Raw genomic sequence first — 14695 nt, 5'->3', positions numbered from 1 at the left:
GGGGCTATTCGGGTCCGGGCTGATCCCTGAGTTCGACCAGCAGGCGAGCCCCGCCGAGTGGACTGTCGTGAAATGTCGTCCGTCCGCCGTGCAGGGCCGCCTGCTGCGCCACCAGCGCCAGGCCCAAACCGGAGCCTGTCTTGCCTGCCGTCGATCCGCGAGTGAAGCGCTCGAACACGCTCGAGCGTTCCTCGGCCGGTATTCCGCAACCGTTGTCGTCGATCGTGATCGTGACGGTGTCCGGTGAATCTGCCGGGCGAGCGAGGGTGATGCGCACCGCGCTCGCGCCGCCGTGGCGGACTGCATTGGTGATCGCGTTGTCGAGGATCAACCGGATTCCGCCGGGAAGGGCCCGGATGCAATAGGGGAGTGGGGAATCCACCGTGACGACGCCGACGTCGAGCCCAGGATGATGTCGGCGTGCGTCGTCGGCAGCGATGTCGCAGACCTCGGTCAAATCGGTGTCCTTGAAATCCTCGGCCGTCGAGAGTTCACCCTTCGCCAGGCGCTCGAGGTCTCTCAGAGTTGACTCGACGCGGCCCTGCGCGCGGGCCAGATCTGTGAGGATCTCGCGTCTTTGTTCGTGATCGAGGTCGTGAATGGACAACACTTCGATGTCGGTTCGCATTGCTGTCAACGGAGTTCGGAGTTCGTGAGCCGAGGCGGACGCAAAATCTCGGGCGGCGGCAAGGGCGGAGTTGGTTGCGGCTTGCGCTCGAGCGACGTCGCTGAGCATCGATTCTGCTGCTGCGGCAAGCTCGTCCGCTTCACGGATTCCGGAAACCTCGGTGGCGAGATCGGGATCGCGCCTGGCGATCCGGCGGGTCAACTCCACGAGGGGGCGCACCGCCGGGCCACCGAACAACCATCCCAACGCAGCTGCGGCCGCTACGGCCCCGACGCCGAAGAACGCAACCTGTCGCTGTTGGTCGACTGTGATGTCTCGCGCTTCGGCATAGGGAACCGCCAGCGAGACAAGGGCATTGATCCCGTCGGCCTCGGCGGTATATGCCCGGTACTTCGTACCGTCCACGTCGACGGTCGCCGAGCCGACCGGTAGTTCGGGCAGTCGCGTCGGGGTACTGGATTTGACGGTTCCGTCGGTGTCGGAGCGGATGGTCACGGAAAAGGCGCCGCCGTCTCCGAACGCGCCGAGAAAAGGTCCCGCTGTAGCCGCATTGGCCACGATGACCGTCGATGCCGTCTCCAATCGACGGTCCAACTGCGCCAAATTGTTTCGTGCGATAGCCAGTGCAACGACCACACCGAGTGCGATGACGATGAACGTCGCCCCCAGTGCCGCGGCCGCGGCAACGCGAGTTCGTAGTGAGAAGCGGCGACGCTTCACGGGTTCTCCCGAAGCACGAACCCGACGCCGCGAACGGTATGCAGCAGACGAGGTGAACCGCCGGATTCGAACTTTCGACGCAGATAGCCGATGAAGACGTCCACGACGTTCGTGTCGGCGACGAAGTCGTAGCCCCACACCAGTTCGAGGAGACGTTCGCGAGTGAGCACGATGCCGGAATTGTGTGCGAGCACTTCGAGTAGCTCGAATTCGCGTTTGGTGAGCGGTACTTCCTTGCCGTCGACACGAACCCGGCGACCGGAGAGATCGATGTCGAGGTTTCCGACCCGCAGGGTATTCGTACCCTCGGAATGATCGCCGGCCGGAGTGTTGCTGCGACGGAGCATTGCGCGGATCCGGGCAACCAGTTCGGCAAGAACAAACGGTTTGACCATGTAGTCGTCTGCACCGGATTCGAGCCCGGCGATGCGATCGTCGACCGAGTTGCGCGCACTGAGCACGCAGATCGGGATTTCGTTGCCGGCGGCACGAAGCGCCGTCACCACACCGGTGCCGTCGAGCACCGGCATGTTGATGTCGAGGACTACCGCGTCCGGTCGCTTGTCGGAGATCACTCGGAGCGCGTCGGCGCCGTCCACCGCCGTCAGTACGGTGAATCCCGAGAGCCGCAATCCGCGTTCGAGTGAGGTCAGGACGTCTGCGTCGTCGTCGACTACGAGGATTTTCGGTATCTCGGTCACAGCCCCATTGTGCCTTGCCTGGTACGTCGGGTTTCGCCGATCAGACCGGCAAGTCGGTACCGTCCGGACGCAGACCGGCCATGAACACCGCGACCAACCGCGGGACCAGGTTCGGCATGGCCTCGTCGGACAACTCGATTTGCGGGCGCGTCAGTTTGGCCAGAGCCATGACGAATTCGAGCGGTTGCAGATCGGCGCGAACCAGTCCGGCGCTCTGAGCGGCGCCGATCGTCGCGGTCATCTTCGTTTTCGTCACCTCACGCACCGCCAGAACTTCGGGCGCCAGCTCGGTGAAACTGCGTTCCACCAGTGCAGGAATGAGCGCACCCAGGCGCAGTTCCACGAGGCGGTCCACCAGCGTGTGCCACGCGTTTATCGGATCGGTGGACATTGCCGTGAGTGCGATGTCGGCAGCCTCGCGGACATCGGTCAGTGTTGCGACGGCGACGGCGGTCACGAGGTCCTCGCGCGTCGGAAAGTTTCGATACAGCGTGGCGATGCCCACTTTCGCGAGTTCTGCGACTGCATCGAGCGGCGCGTCGTGCCCGCGTTCGGTGAACACCGCTCGTGCGGCGTCGACTATTGCGTTTCTGCGTTCACGTGCATCGGCTCGCACATCCACCTCCGGTATTGACAGTTCATCATAACCGGAGGAATATCTTCCACAAATAGTGGAGGAAAAACTTCCACTTAGGGAAGGTAGTTATGAACGCCGAAGTCGAAGCACGGGACCGCAAGAAGTTGGTGGCTGTGGTGTTGGGCTTGTCCGCCGTGATCGGGCTGATGCTGCTTGCCTTCGTGCTGCCCTCGGTCAACAGTGGCCCGCACGAACTGAAGTTGGGCATCACCGGTCCAGCTGCGGCAACCGAACAGATCAGCACCTCGCTCGAGGCGAGTAAGCAAGGCGCCTTCGATACTCGAGAATTCGCCGACGCCGACGCCCTGCGTGACGCGATTCGGAATCGCGACGTGGTCGGCGGAATCGCCGTTGATGCCAACGGTCCTCACGTGTTGATCGCGACTGCAGGCGGAACCCCGATCGCCCAGACCCTGACCGGGGTGGCCAACGGCCTCTCGGAGGCCTCGGGGGCAAAGGTTCCCGTCGAAGACGTTGTGCCGTTGACGGCGGACGACCCGACCGGTGCTGGGCTCACGGCATTGGCCTTGCCCTTGGTGTTCGGCGGAATCATGCCCGCTGTTGTTCTCGTGCAACTGTTTCCGCGCAGCATCGTCAGGCGAGTGTTGGGCGCTGCCGGCGTCGCGGTGGTCGCGGGTTTTGCACTGACTGCCATTCTGCAGTTCGGCACCAACAGTCTTGACGGAAACTACCTGCTCACCGCGCTCGCACTCACCATGGGCATGTCGGCCATCTCGCTTCCCATTTTGGGGCTCGAATCCCTGCTCGGGATGAAGGGGTTCGCGTTGGGCGCCGTCACGATGATGTTCATCGGAAACCCACTCTCGGGGATGGCGACAACTGCCGCGTGGTTGCCCGCAGGCTGGGGCGCATTGGGGCAGCTGCTCCCACCTGGCGCCGCAGGAGCATCCGTCCGTTCGATGGCGTTCTTCGACGGCCATGGCGCCACCACGCCACTTCTGGTGCTGGTGTGCTGGATTGCCGTCGGGATCGCGCTGTGCGTGGCTGCCGGCCGGAAGAAGGCGTCGGCGCCGGTTATCGAACCGGAGGCTGCGCTGGTCTAGCCGGCGCAGCTTGCGTACGGGGTCAGGTCGGGAATCGGCCAGACCCCGTCAACGCGTTCCACGGCCAGTTCGGCGACCACGGTGTCCTCGTCCATCGGTAGAGGTCGGAGGATTCGGGGCTTTTCCGCCTCCCATTCGACGTCGATGCCCGCGGAGGTCAGGGCGTCCTGATCGATGACGGCGACGACCAGCGGCAATGTGAGGTCGCCGAACACCAGATCGAGCACCGAAGTGAGTGCGTCCGGGGTCGTTGCGCGAATGAATCCTGCCTCGTCGTAACTGATTCCGCGCGTCGAGACCTCGTACTCACCGAAACGCTTGCATGCTTCCCAGTCGTCGGCGATAGCGACGTGGACGAGTCGTTGTCCGGTCATGCAGTGCTCCTGTAGTATTCGAATTAATGAAACGTCAACGTAGCATTAATTTACCGGCACGGTAACAGGGGACTTTATGGAGCAACCGCGCAGACGTGGGAGAACCAGTGACGCCGAGCGCGCCGAACGACGCAACGAGATTCTCGACGTCGCTGTCGACTCGTTTCGAGATGTCGGGTTCGCCCGAACGACCATCGAGGGCATTGCCACGGTGGCCGGCGTGGCCAAGCGCACCGTGTACAGCTACTTCGGCGACAAGTCTGCGGTCTTTGCAGCTGCGGTTGCGCGTCAGCACGCGTACGTCGACAATGCCGGCGAGGGCCAGTCCGACCTGCTCGCCGCTGCAGTGGACATCGTCATCGCCCTGCACAGCGACAACTCGATTGCGCTGCACCGCATGATGATCGGCGAGGCCGTGCAGTTCCCTGAATTGGCCGCAGCGTTCTACGAATCCGGCCCGGCCAAGTCGATTGCCTTTCTGGAGAAGATTTTGATCGATCAGCACGGCCAGAAGGCTGCGCTGTGCGCGGATCAGTTGTACACCTTGCTGCTCGGGGAGGAGCACCGGCGGCGACTGCTCGGGCTCACCTCCGAACCGACTGCCGAAAGAGCGGCGCAACTGGCGGCCCGTGCGGTGGGATGCGTTCTGAGATCTGATCGGTAGGCTCGACTGGGTGAGTAACTCTGTGATCTGGTTTCGACGCGATCTGAGGGTCGGTGATCTTCCGACTCTGACTGCAGCGGCGGATGCCGGCGGACAGACGTTGGGTTTGTTCGTCCTCGACGAGAAGTTGCTCGGACCGGCAGGCTCACCCCGCCAGAATCAACTGTTCGCCAACTTGTCGGCACTCGACAACCAGCTCGACGGACGATTGATGGTTGTTCGAGGTGATCCGGTAGACGTGGTGCCCCGCGTGGCGGAATCCGTTGGCGCCGAAGAAGTTCACATCAGTGCCGACTACGGGCCCTACGGCCGACGGCGCGACGCGGCCGTGGCCGAGAAGGTGGAGTTGATCGCCACCGGGTCACCATATGCCGTGGCGCCCGGACGCGTCACCAAGGCGGACGGTGATCCGTACAAGGTGTTCACGCCGTACTTCCGTCAGTGGATGGAACATGGTTGGCGGGGCCCCGCGTCGACCGATGCGGGGACGGTCCGTTGGTTCGATCCGAGCGAGAAGGACGGTGGCCCGCGCCGGGTGAGTATCCCCGCGCCGTCCGGCACCGTCAGCGATGTCGTCGGTGAGGCCGGTGCGCTCGAACAGTGGAAAGAATACTGCGAGAACGATCTTGACCGGTACGACGACGAACGAAATCGACCCGACCTCGACACCACGAGTCGGATGTCGATCCCGCTCAAGTACGGCACGATTCATCCGAGAACCATGTTGGCAGATCTCTCCAAGCGACTCGGAGACGGCGCTCAGGCGTACCGTCGCCAGCTTGCTTGGCGAGACTTCTACGCAGACATCCTGTTTCAGCGCCCCGACAGCGCGCGGAAGAACTACGACGACAAGTTCGACCGTTTACGTCACGACGGGGGAGTCGACGCAGACGCCGCCTTCACGGCCTGGTGTGAAGGCAAGACCGGCTTCCCGATCGTGGATGCCGGCATGCGGCAACTCGCCGCCGAGAACTGGATGCACAATCGGGTCCGAATGATCGTCGCGTCATTCCTGGTGAAGGACCTGCACATTCCGTGGTGGCGCGGCGCGCGGTACTTCATGTCGCAACTGGTGGACGGTGACTTGGCCTCCAATCAGCACGGGTGGCAGTGGACTGCCGGGTCGGGTACGGATGCTTCGCCTTTCTTCCGCGTCTTCAACCCGATCACGCAAGGGGAGAAGTTCGATCCCGACGGCACATACGTCCGTCGGTGGGTCCCCGAACTTCGCGATGTTCCCGGGAAGGCCGTCCACTCGTTGAAGGCGATGCGCCCAGTCGGCTACCCGGACCCGATCGTCGATCACGCGCACGAGCGTGAGGAGGCCTTGCGCCGGTACGGCGAGATCAAAGGCTGAGTGCTCAGTGATCTGCGGGCGCTACGCGGACGCGGTTTCCGTCCAGATCTGAAATGACGAACGTCAGACCGAAGACATCTTCGTTGGGTTCTTCGACGACCTCGACTCCCTTGGCCACCCACTCGTCGTGGATCGCCCGAATTTCGTTGCTCCCGCCGTCGACCAAGATGCCGACTTCGAAATTGCGCGGTGTCGCGGGATCGAGGTCGCGGGACTTGCCGCTCCACAGTGCAAGGACCACACCGCCGCCGAGGTCGAAGGTCATGTACCGAGGGCTGAGGACCTCAGGCTTCGCGTCGAACAATTCGCCGTAGAACGCTGCTGCGGAGGCGGCATCGCTGACGTAGATCAGAAACTGGTTGGGTAGTCGCACTGTGGTTTTCCCTCTCCCGTTGATGTTCGGGCCACCGGCAACGGGGCGTGTGCCTGGTCGTTCGGGGCTGCGTTCAACAATCCCCGCGCGCCGGACGAATGTCCAAGAACAAGTGCGTCTGAGAGGCAGATGGATTACTTATGACGACTGCTGCAGTCACACCGCACTGAGGTGGTACCCGACGCTCAGGTTCGGGTAGTAGCCGTCGATGTAGCTTGAGATGAAGTAGTGATCAGGGTCGGTGGTGCGAGTTCCGTCGGTGTCGAACTGCGGATAGTCGTTGGCCATGAAGACGGCTTGTCCGCCGTCGGGAGTGGAATAGACGACGTCGACCGTCAGGCCGCGCGGGTCCTGGTTGTATGCCGTGACGATCTCGGTCTCGTGAGGCGCGAGCGACTGGCGTGGGCTCTGCATCCACTGTCCGTAGGGGTTGTCGGCGCCTTCGAGATGAATTGTCTGTTCGGTGTCGTTGCTGATCGTCATCGTGATGCTGTTGCCGGTTGTGGGAAGGGTTCCGGCACTGGCGATTCCGCTCAATCCCAAAGTGAGGGCGCCGGCGGCCAGAGCTGTGATTGCGGCAACTACGTAGCGTGGGTTCGTCATCGTCGGTGTCCTTTGTCCGGGTGAGCGTTCGGTTGGCTCTCTCGAAGACAACTATGTCGGAGCAGATCGATGTCGTATGTCCACTCCCCGGACCCTGTGCAGGCGGAACGGTGTGTCCACCGATCGGGGGACACCTACTCCGACACCGAGACGGCTTCGACCTTTCGCTCGCCGGTGACCAGCAGTCCGATCAGTGCGGCCGCCGCGAGCACCATGACGAGTGCTCCGTAGCCACGCGTCGTATCCACCAATCCGACCTTGCCGACCAGGTAGCCGGCCAGCAAGGCGGGAAGACTGTTGGCCAGATATGCGATGACGTAGACGGTGGACAACAAACCCGCGCGTTCGTGGTTCTCGGCCAGCGGCATGACGGTGAGGATAGTTCCTTGGAATCCTGCTCCGAAGCCGATACCTGCAACAGCCGTACCGACCAGAATCAATACGGCAGAGGATGTTTCAGCACCGATGAGTGTGACGGCCACCCCGAGCACCAAGGCGGTGGTTCCGATCAGCATCACGGTCCGGCCGCCGAGTTTGCGGAAGGTGAGTACTGCTGCCGCTCCGAATCCTGTCAGTGTTGCGACCATGATGGCACCGATGAGGGAGCTGTGAACGTCAAGTGCGTTGCGCGCCAATGCAGGTCCGAGTGAGAGGTAGAAACCTCCCAGCGCCCAGACCGCGATCAGGCACGGTGCGGTCAGGGCAATCATCGTGCGCGCCTGACGAGGAACGGCCAGTGTGGGGCGCAGGGACTGCCAGGCTCCGGGGCGTCCGCCCGAAGTCTCGGGAGCGGCCCATACTCCGAGGATCTCGAGAATGACAAGCACGAGAAGGACCAGGTAGACAGTGCTGGTGGGACGGGGCAGGTGCTCGCTGATGAGGCTCGAACCCACTGCTCCGACTGCAAGCCCCATCGTCGGAGCGACGCTGTTGATGATCGATCCTCGGCCCGGAGTGCGTTCGAGGTCGATCAATGCCGAACCCAGAGCACTGATTGCAGCGCCGGTGGCAACACCCTGTACGACCCGGGCGATGAGCAGGATGGTCAAACCGTCGGCCGAGGCGAACAGCGCGAGCGAGACTGCCTCGAGCGCGAGTGCTTCGAGCAGGACCGGGCGCCTGCCGATGTGATCGGACAGGGATCCGGCGGTCAGGAGCGTGGCGAGCAATGCGAGAGCGTAGATGCCGAACACGAGCGTCGACGCCAGCGAGGAGAATCCCCACAACTGTTGATAGTGCTCGTACAACGGTGTCGGGGTCGCGGATGCGCCCAGGAACGTGGCGATGATGACGGCGATGAGTGTGAAAGCGACGCCTCGCCCAAGGCGTGGGCGTGAAGTGCTCTCGGTCTGTGGTGAAACGGTCGTTGTCATTGTCGTAGCGCTTCCCGTGCGGGTGGTGAAGACTTCAAACGCAAATACTTTGCGTTTGGGACGCTACGCCTGGCCGTAGCCTAATGCAACATCTTTGCGTTAGTATTGGATTTATGAGTCCGTCCGCAGGTCCGCGCCCCGGTGGCCGTAGTGCGCGCATCCAACAGGCCGTGCATGCGTCGGCGCGCAAGTTGTTGGAACAGCGTGATCGAGCCGAGATCACGGTGCCGATGATCGCGACCGATGCGGGAGTGACCCCGTCGACCATCTATCGGCGGTGGGGTGACATCAACGAAGTCTTTGCCGACGTCTCGATCGAGAGATTGCGCCCGGACGCCGACCCGCGTGAAACGGGCTCGCTCCGAGGGGATCTGACGGTTTGGGCGCAGGAGTACCTCGAGGAGATGTCTGCGCCTGTCGGTCGTGCTTCGTTGCGTGACGTGTTGATGAGCGACGATCAGACGCATGCACCGGATGGTACGAAGAAGTTCAAGTGTGCCTTCTTCTGTCGGACGCAGATCGACGTGATCCTCGCGCGTTGGCCGGAAGCTGCCGGCGTGGATGGTGATTCGGTCGTCGACCATGTGGTGGCGCCGATCATCTACCGAATTCTGTTCGACCTCGAACCGGTCGCGCCGCAGCGAGTTGCGGAATTGGTGGATCAGACACTTGCGCTCGCGGCGCGGGTCGGTGCCGAAGGCTGATCGCTACGTAGTCGGGCGTGGACATGCATGTCGTGCCAGCCGTCGGCGTGCCTGGCGGAGCCTCGTCGAACACCTTCTTCGCTGAACCCTGCTTTGGTGGCGACTCGGCACGATCGTGGGTTGTGGATCGAGTGTGCGAGTTCCAATCGATGAAACCCTACTTCGCGGAATGCCCACTCGGACAGTGCGGTTACAGCCTGGGTGCACAGTCCGCGGCCGCGCGCCGCTGGGGTCACCCAATACGCGAGCTCGGCAGTGCCGTCCCACAAATTCACCCCCTTTGCTGCGATTCGGCCGAGGAGTTCATTTGTCTCGGGAGCGGCGATCGCCCAATGGCATTCGGATTCGCTTGCCCACCCGTCTCTCCACTGGGTGAGCCAACCCCGTGCTTCGTCGATCGAGTCGGCGCGGCGGATGTGCCAACGCTGAATCGACGGATCGCGAAAGGCTTCCATGACGGCCGGTGCGTCGTCGCGGGTCCAGGGTCGGAGAATCGCGGAAGTCCCGACGTGGATCGAGGGTTGGTCCATTCCCCGGAGATATCCAGCGGCGATAGCGGGCGTGGTCAACTTGGGCACGTGAAGCATCATCGCCTACCCGCCTGATGGCGGGCAATGGCGTGAGCTTTCCGGTCATTATCCCTGCCACTCTGCGTTCAGTCGGCGCGCAGATTCCAGAGTTGCGATGGCCTCTTCGGTGTCAACTCGTGCGAGTACCAATGCACTTACCGTGCAGGAGAGAAGGATTCGAGCGCGATCTGAGAGCGTGGCGTCTGTCTCGGTTGGAAACGCGGCGTGTAATCCACTGTTGATCGCGTCGGCGAGCTCTCGGCGGTAAGCGCGGATCACTGCGGCCACCGCATCGTCGTGCGCGCCGAGTCCGGCAGCCGTATTGAGAAGTAGGCAACCGCGCCGAGGTGAGTCGGCGGTCATGGTGCCGATCGCGTGCGCAAGCGAGGAAAGGTAGTCGTCGACGGCGTCTGCCCCGGGATTTGTCGTGAGGCTGCGCAGACGTGGCCGGATGACATGTTCGAGGTACAGCTGCACGGCGGCGTCGAACAATCCGCGCTTGTTGGTGAACGAGTTGTAGAGACTCGACCGACTCAGCCCCGTCGCGGATTCGAGGTCGCCGAGTGAGGCACCTTCGTATCCACGTGCCCAGAAAACGTCCAAAGCGGCAGCGACCACGGCTGTTGTGTCGAATTCTTGTGATCTGCCCATCAAAGCCTCGCTTTTTCTGTATCGTTCGGTCCAGTATATATTGTACCGAACGATACAGAATTCACTCGAAGCAACAGGAGTTCACCGATGAACGTCGCCGGCTACATCTTCGCGGGACTGGCCGCAGCAGTGCACGTGTACATTTTTGTCCTCGAATCGATTCTCTGGACGGCCCCGAAGACCCGCGCCACGTTCGGCGTGAAGTCCGAGGAAGAGGCGATCACCACGCAGCCGCTCGCCTTCAACCAGGGCTTTTACAACCTTTTCTTGGCGATCGTATCGGCGGTCGGCATCGTGATTGCGGCGACCGGCTCCGCGTCGGTCGGAATTGCCCTCGTCCTGGCAGGCACAGGATCGATGGTTGCCGCGGGATTGGTGCTGATTCTCTCGTCTCGCGACAAAGCCCGCGCAGCCGTCGTACAGATGCTTTTCCCAGCTATTGCCGTTGTTCTGCTGGTAATCCACCTGCTCTGAGTGGTCTCTATCCGCCGCCGAGCACCAGTGATTCGATCAACGCAAAAGCACCGTTGAGTGCTCCGCAATCGAAGGCTTCGGCCAGGGCGTAACCGATGACAAGTTCGTCGGTGCTCGGCGTGCTCGACCAGACTGCGTCGGTCTGTCTGGGATCGGATTCCTCGTTCTTGGAGAAGTGCCCGATCCGCAATCCGTCGCGGGTGAATGCACTGTTCGCGTCGTCGACTGGGGCGAAGTTCAAACTCACGCCGTCGACGAGTGCCGAGACAGAGTACGAGCGACGGGACAGAAACCCTTTGCCGACAGTGAGTTCGACTTCGTCGCCACCGACAGTGAAGAACAAGTCGGCGGCGGCGCGCGTTCCGATGGGTGTGCCTTCACGGCGCGGGGCATCGACTCGACGCGTCAACAGAGCGTGTGAGTTGCCGTTTCGGACGTCGACGACCCCCGTGTCGACATCGAACGAGATCTCGACTTTTCCGTGAATCGGGTCCATTACGGCGTATTTGACCGTCACTGTGCCTGCCCCCTGTAAGTGTGAACTCGGGTCCATAATACGTGGTGGGAGCGTTGTCCAGTATGCCCGAATCCAAAAAAATAGTGCCGAATGACGCGCGTTTGCGGCCAAATGCTTCTACGCTGGGTCTTGGGTTTGTTGCGCATCCCACAACGGTTTTTCCCACGCCAGACGAGGAGCGCCTATGAGGTTGTCGACTACTTGTTCTGTTGCTACGAAGGCTTGATCAAGCCGGAATTGCCTCTGCCGGATGGTGCTCGAGACCCATCCGGCAGAGGCAATTCTGCATCAGTTCGGGCCTTCAGCCGCCGGCGAATTTTTCCGAGGTGCCGAGATCGATCGGCAACGCGATGCCGGTGATCCCGCGCCCGGCCGGCCCCACCAGATAGAACACCGCATCCGCAATCACTTCGGGGTCGACCCACGGGTGGGGCAGCAGATTCAGCTTCGACATGATCGGAGCGGTATCGGCGAGGACAGGATTCTCCAAGTCTGGACGGAACGCACGAACCATCGGTTCGTTGTCGATCATCGTCGTACGCACATTGCCCGGGTGTACGGAGTTGACTCGGATGTCTGCCCAGCCGAGTTCGTTGGCCAGAGACTTCGCCAACCCCCGAACGGCGTGTTTGGACGCGGAGTAATGGGCAATCCCCGGCACGCCTCGAAGCCCGGCCATCGAGCTGATCAACACAATGGATCCACCTCGATTGCCGTTCATGATGTGCGGAATCGACACCTTGGTCGTCAACCAGACGCCGGTGACGTTGATGTCCATCAGCTCGCGGAACTCTTCGGCGCTCAGGTCCCAGGACAATTTCGCCGACGCCGCGATTCCCGCGTTGGCGATCACGATGTCCAGTCGGCCGAGTTTCTCGACTCCGGCGTCGACCGCTGATTTCAGGGCATCAAGGTCGCGAGTGTCCGCGACGGACGCGACGATACGCCGGCCCTGAGCTTCGACCAGGGCGACGGTCTGGGCGAGGTCGGCTTCGGTGGCCATGTCGTACCCCGCCGTTGCGACCGGCGCGCAGAGATCCACCGCGATGATGTCCGCGCCCTCGGACGCGAGCTTGACGGCATGCGCGCGCCCTTGACCACGCGCCGCTCCGGTGATGAATGCGACCTGACCGTCCAAATTGCCCATCGAACTTCCCCTGCCCGTGTGAATCGCCGAAACTGGAACGTGTTCATACTGCTACGTCCGGAGGCAGACAGACAGGGGAATTCGCTGAATCCTTATCCGCGAAGGAGTTTGGACAACTCGTCCAATACGCTCGCGTCCTCGATGGTCGACGGGACCGTGTACTCCTCGTTGTCGGCGATCTGCCGCATGGTCTTGCGGAGGATCTTGCCGGAACGAGTCTTCGGTAGTGCGGCGACGACGGTGACGTCCCGGAACGTGGCGACGGCACCGATCTGGTCTCGCACCCGCGCGACCAGTTCTTGTCGGAGTGTTTCGGGATCGATGTCGACGCCGGACTTGAGCACGACATAACCGCTCGGCCGTTGCCCCTTGAGTTCGTCGTGAATGCCGATGACCGCGCATTCGGCGACAGCCGGGTGGCCGGCGACGACGGCCTCCATGCTTCCGGTCGAAAGGCGATGTCCGGCAACGTTGATCACGTCGTCACTTCGTCCGAGCACGAAGACGTAGTTGTCCTCGTCGATGTACCCGGAGTCGCCGGTGAGGTAATAGCCTTCGAAAGTCGACAGGTAGGACTTCACGTACCGGTCCTCGTCACGCCACAGTCCGGCGAGTGTTCCGGGAGGAAGCGGCAGGCCGATCACGATGTTGCCCTCGGTGCCCGGACCCACGAGTTCGCCCTTGCCGTCGACGATTTCGACGCGGTATCCGGGGCAGGCGACGGTGGGTGAGCCCGCTTTGATCTCCATGGGTTCGAGGCCGCGCAGATTCGCGCAGATGGCCCAACCGGTTTCTGTCTGCCACCAGTGATCGACCACCGGGCGATCGAGAATCCGAGTAGCCCACTCGTAGGTGTCGGGATCCAAGCGCTCGCCGGCCGCGAACAGTGTGTCGAGCGACGAGATGTCGTACTTGGCAAGCTCTTTTGCGTCCGGGTCGGCCTTGCGGACCGCGCGGATCGCTGTCGGAGCGGTGAAGAGTGCCGACACGTTGTATTCGGAAATGATGCGCCAGAACGCACCGGCGTCGGGGGTGCCGACGGGCTTGCCTTCGTACATGACCGTCGTGGCTCCGGCGAGCAACGGTCCGTAGACGATGTAGGAGTGGCCGACCACCCAGCCGACGTCGGAGGCGGTCCACCACACCTGTCCTGGGCTGATGTCGTACAGATTCTTCATGGTCCACGTCAGCGCAACGGCATGGCCACCGTTGTCCCGGACGACGCCCTTGGGCTTACCGGTCGTTCCCGAGGTGTAGAGGATGTAGAGCGGATCCGTCGCGGCGACCGACACCGGGTCGGCCGGGGTGGCGTCGGCGATCAGCTCGTCCCAGTCGAACCAGGCTGCGGCACTTGACTTGTAGTCGGAAGCTGCACCGGGAATCTGCTCGCGATTCTTCACGATCACGGTGTGCGCGGGAGTGGCGGACAGTTGCAGAGCCTTCTCGACCATCGGCAGGTACTCGATTGTTCGTCCGGGTTCGAGGCCGCCGGACGCCGTCACGAGCACCACTGGACCGGCGTCGTCGATACGGGTTGCGAGCTCCTTGGCCGCAAAGCCGCCGAACACCACCGAATGCACCGCGCCGATTCGCGCACACGCGAGCATCGCGATCGCAGCCTCGGGGATCATCGGCATGTAGATGATCACGCGGTCGCCCGCCACCACACCCTGATCTTTCAAGACGCCGGCGAAGAGTGAGACCTGCTCGAGCAATTCGGCGTAGGTGTACGTGGCCTTGGTGGGGACCATCGCGGAGTCGAAGATCAACGCGGTCTGATCGCCGCGGCCGTCGCGGACGTGCCGATCGAGGGCATTGAAGCTGGTGTTGAGCGAAGCATCCGGGAACCAGCGATAGATCGGCGCGGCAGAGTCGTCGAGAGCCTTGGTGGGCGCGACATCCCAGTCGACGGCCCGCGCAGCGTCGAGCCAGAACTTCTCCGGCTGATCCATGCTCTCGCGATATGCGTCGGCATACGTGGTGTGGGACGCCTGCTCGGAAGAGCTCATCGACGTGTGTCCTCTCGTGAACTTCGTTTACCGGTGACCTGAAACACCTTAGGTCACCGTCAGTGCGGTGCGCCTCAGTAGCGGTGGGGGTACCGTCCCTTTGCGCCGGGCGGGCCTGTCCCGTCGGCCA

At 62.5% G+C, this 14695-nt stretch carries 17 protein-coding genes; 5 read left to right on the top strand and 12 right to left on the bottom strand.

The window, feature by feature from the left end; translation table 11 throughout:
• Window positions 1-4 precede the first annotated feature (4 nt).
• Genes QRN54_RS10325 through QRN54_RS10315 form a run of 3 tightly spaced genes read right to left on the bottom strand, consistent with a single transcriptional unit; the run spans window position 5 to window position 2665 of the window.
• Entirely contained in the window at window positions 5-1348 is a 1344-nt protein-coding gene (locus QRN54_RS10325) for a sensor histidine kinase (protein ID WP_003939972.1), read from the bottom strand.
• A complete protein-coding gene (locus tag QRN54_RS10320) occupies window positions 1345-2049 on the bottom strand; it encodes a response regulator transcription factor (RefSeq protein WP_003939853.1) in 705 nt (234 codons plus the stop codon). Before QRN54_RS10320 ends, QRN54_RS10325 begins: the two co-directional genes overlap by 4 nt.
• Before the next feature lie 40 nt (window positions 2050-2089).
• The gene (locus QRN54_RS10315; protein ID WP_007733449.1) at window positions 2090-2665 is read right to left on the bottom strand and encodes a TetR/AcrR family transcriptional regulator; all 576 of its coding nucleotides are present in this window, start codon (window positions 2663-2665) and stop codon (window positions 2090-2092) included.
• Between the two features lie 89 nt (window positions 2666-2754).
• Between QRN54_RS10315 and QRN54_RS10310 the strand changes: the two genes are divergently transcribed.
• Entirely contained in the window at window positions 2755-3750 is a 996-nt protein-coding gene (locus QRN54_RS10310) for an ABC transporter permease (RefSeq protein WP_285181952.1), read from the top strand.
• Here the strand turns inward: QRN54_RS10310 and QRN54_RS10305 are convergent.
• The gene (locus tag QRN54_RS10305) at window positions 3747-4124 is read right to left on the bottom strand and encodes a DUF952 domain-containing protein (RefSeq protein ID WP_030535385.1); all 378 of its coding nucleotides are present in this window, start codon (window positions 4122-4124) and stop codon (window positions 3747-3749) included. The genes QRN54_RS10310 and QRN54_RS10305 overlap by 4 nt on opposite strands.
• A gap of 76 nt (window positions 4125-4200) precedes the next feature.
• Between QRN54_RS10305 and QRN54_RS10300 the strand changes: the two genes are divergently transcribed.
• Window positions 4201-4788: a TetR/AcrR family transcriptional regulator gene (locus QRN54_RS10300; protein ID WP_047270920.1), complete on the top strand. Its 588-nt coding sequence runs from the start codon at window positions 4201-4203 to the stop codon at window positions 4786-4788.
• 10 nt (window positions 4789-4798) lie between these two features.
• Window positions 4799-6145 (top strand): cryptochrome/photolyase family protein, encoded by a 1347-nt coding sequence (locus QRN54_RS10295; RefSeq protein WP_285181951.1) that lies wholly within the window; start codon window positions 4799-4801, stop codon window positions 6143-6145.
• A gap of 4 nt (window positions 6146-6149) precedes the next feature.
• Here QRN54_RS10295 and QRN54_RS10290 read toward each other — a convergent pair whose 3' ends face one another.
• From QRN54_RS10290 to QRN54_RS10280, 3 genes are all read right to left on the bottom strand, one after another.
• Complete coding sequence (locus QRN54_RS10290) at window positions 6150-6518, bottom strand: VOC family protein (RefSeq protein WP_003939994.1); 369 nt, start codon at window positions 6516-6518, stop codon at window positions 6150-6152.
• 156 nt (window positions 6519-6674) lie between these two features.
• Window positions 6675-7121, bottom strand: a complete 447-nt coding sequence (locus QRN54_RS10285) for a hypothetical protein (protein WP_003939681.1) — start codon at window positions 7119-7121, stop codon at window positions 6675-6677.
• A 134-nt stretch (window positions 7122-7255) separates the two neighbouring features.
• On the bottom strand, window positions 7256-8494 hold the full coding sequence (locus QRN54_RS10280; RefSeq protein ID WP_285181949.1) for an MFS transporter: 1239 nt from the start codon (window positions 8492-8494) through the stop codon (window positions 7256-7258).
• Window positions 8495-8607: 113 nt separating this feature from the next.
• Between QRN54_RS10280 and QRN54_RS10275 the strand changes: the two genes are divergently transcribed.
• A complete protein-coding gene (locus tag QRN54_RS10275; protein WP_037128509.1) occupies window positions 8608-9198 on the top strand; it encodes a TetR/AcrR family transcriptional regulator in 591 nt (196 codons plus the stop codon).
• On the opposite strand, the gene QRN54_RS10270 is transcribed toward QRN54_RS10275, so the two are convergent.
• Together QRN54_RS10270 and QRN54_RS10265 are read right to left on the bottom strand one after the other, a co-directional pair.
• Window positions 9156-9776 carry a GNAT family N-acetyltransferase gene (locus QRN54_RS10270; protein WP_050793951.1) on the bottom strand — a complete coding sequence of 207 codons (621 nt, stop codon included), beginning with the start codon at window positions 9774-9776 and terminating at the stop codon, window positions 9156-9158. The genes QRN54_RS10275 and QRN54_RS10270 overlap by 43 nt on opposite strands.
• A 57-nt stretch (window positions 9777-9833) precedes the next feature.
• Entirely contained in the window at window positions 9834-10418 is a 585-nt protein-coding gene (locus tag QRN54_RS10265; RefSeq protein ID WP_285181947.1) for a TetR/AcrR family transcriptional regulator, read from the bottom strand.
• An 87-nt stretch (window positions 10419-10505) separates the two neighbouring features.
• Here QRN54_RS10265 and QRN54_RS10260 point away from each other — a divergent pair, with 87 nt between their 5' ends.
• Window positions 10506-10892 (top strand): DUF1304 domain-containing protein, encoded by a 387-nt coding sequence (locus QRN54_RS10260; protein WP_054781221.1) that lies wholly within the window; start codon window positions 10506-10508, stop codon window positions 10890-10892.
• Window positions 10893-10899: 7 nt separating this feature from the next.
• Here the strand turns inward: QRN54_RS10260 and QRN54_RS10255 are convergent, their stop codons facing one another.
• The 3 genes from QRN54_RS10255 to QRN54_RS10245 all read right to left on the bottom strand — a co-directional run bounded on the left by QRN54_RS10255 (window position 10900) and on the right by QRN54_RS10245 (window position 14565).
• Entirely contained in the window at window positions 10900-11409 is a 510-nt protein-coding gene (locus tag QRN54_RS10255; protein ID WP_223304422.1) for a hypothetical protein, read from the bottom strand.
• Between the two features lie 301 nt (window positions 11410-11710).
• Complete coding sequence (locus QRN54_RS10250; RefSeq protein ID WP_020970454.1) at window positions 11711-12556, bottom strand: mycofactocin-coupled SDR family oxidoreductase; 846 nt, start codon at window positions 12554-12556, stop codon at window positions 11711-11713.
• Between the two features lie 92 nt (window positions 12557-12648).
• Window positions 12649-14565, bottom strand: a complete 1917-nt coding sequence (locus tag QRN54_RS10245; protein ID WP_003940009.1) for a propionyl-CoA synthetase — start codon at window positions 14563-14565, stop codon at window positions 12649-12651.
• Window positions 14566-14695 lie beyond the last annotated feature (130 nt).

The sequence above is a fragment of the Rhodococcus sp. MEB032 genome (genome assembly GCF_030208925.1).
Classification (GTDB): Bacteria; Actinomycetota; Actinomycetes; order Mycobacteriales; family Mycobacteriaceae; genus Rhodococcus_F; species Rhodococcus_F qingshengii.
Note: the sequence above shows the minus strand (reverse complement) of the source record. Positions and strands in the feature narration are given on the sequence as shown.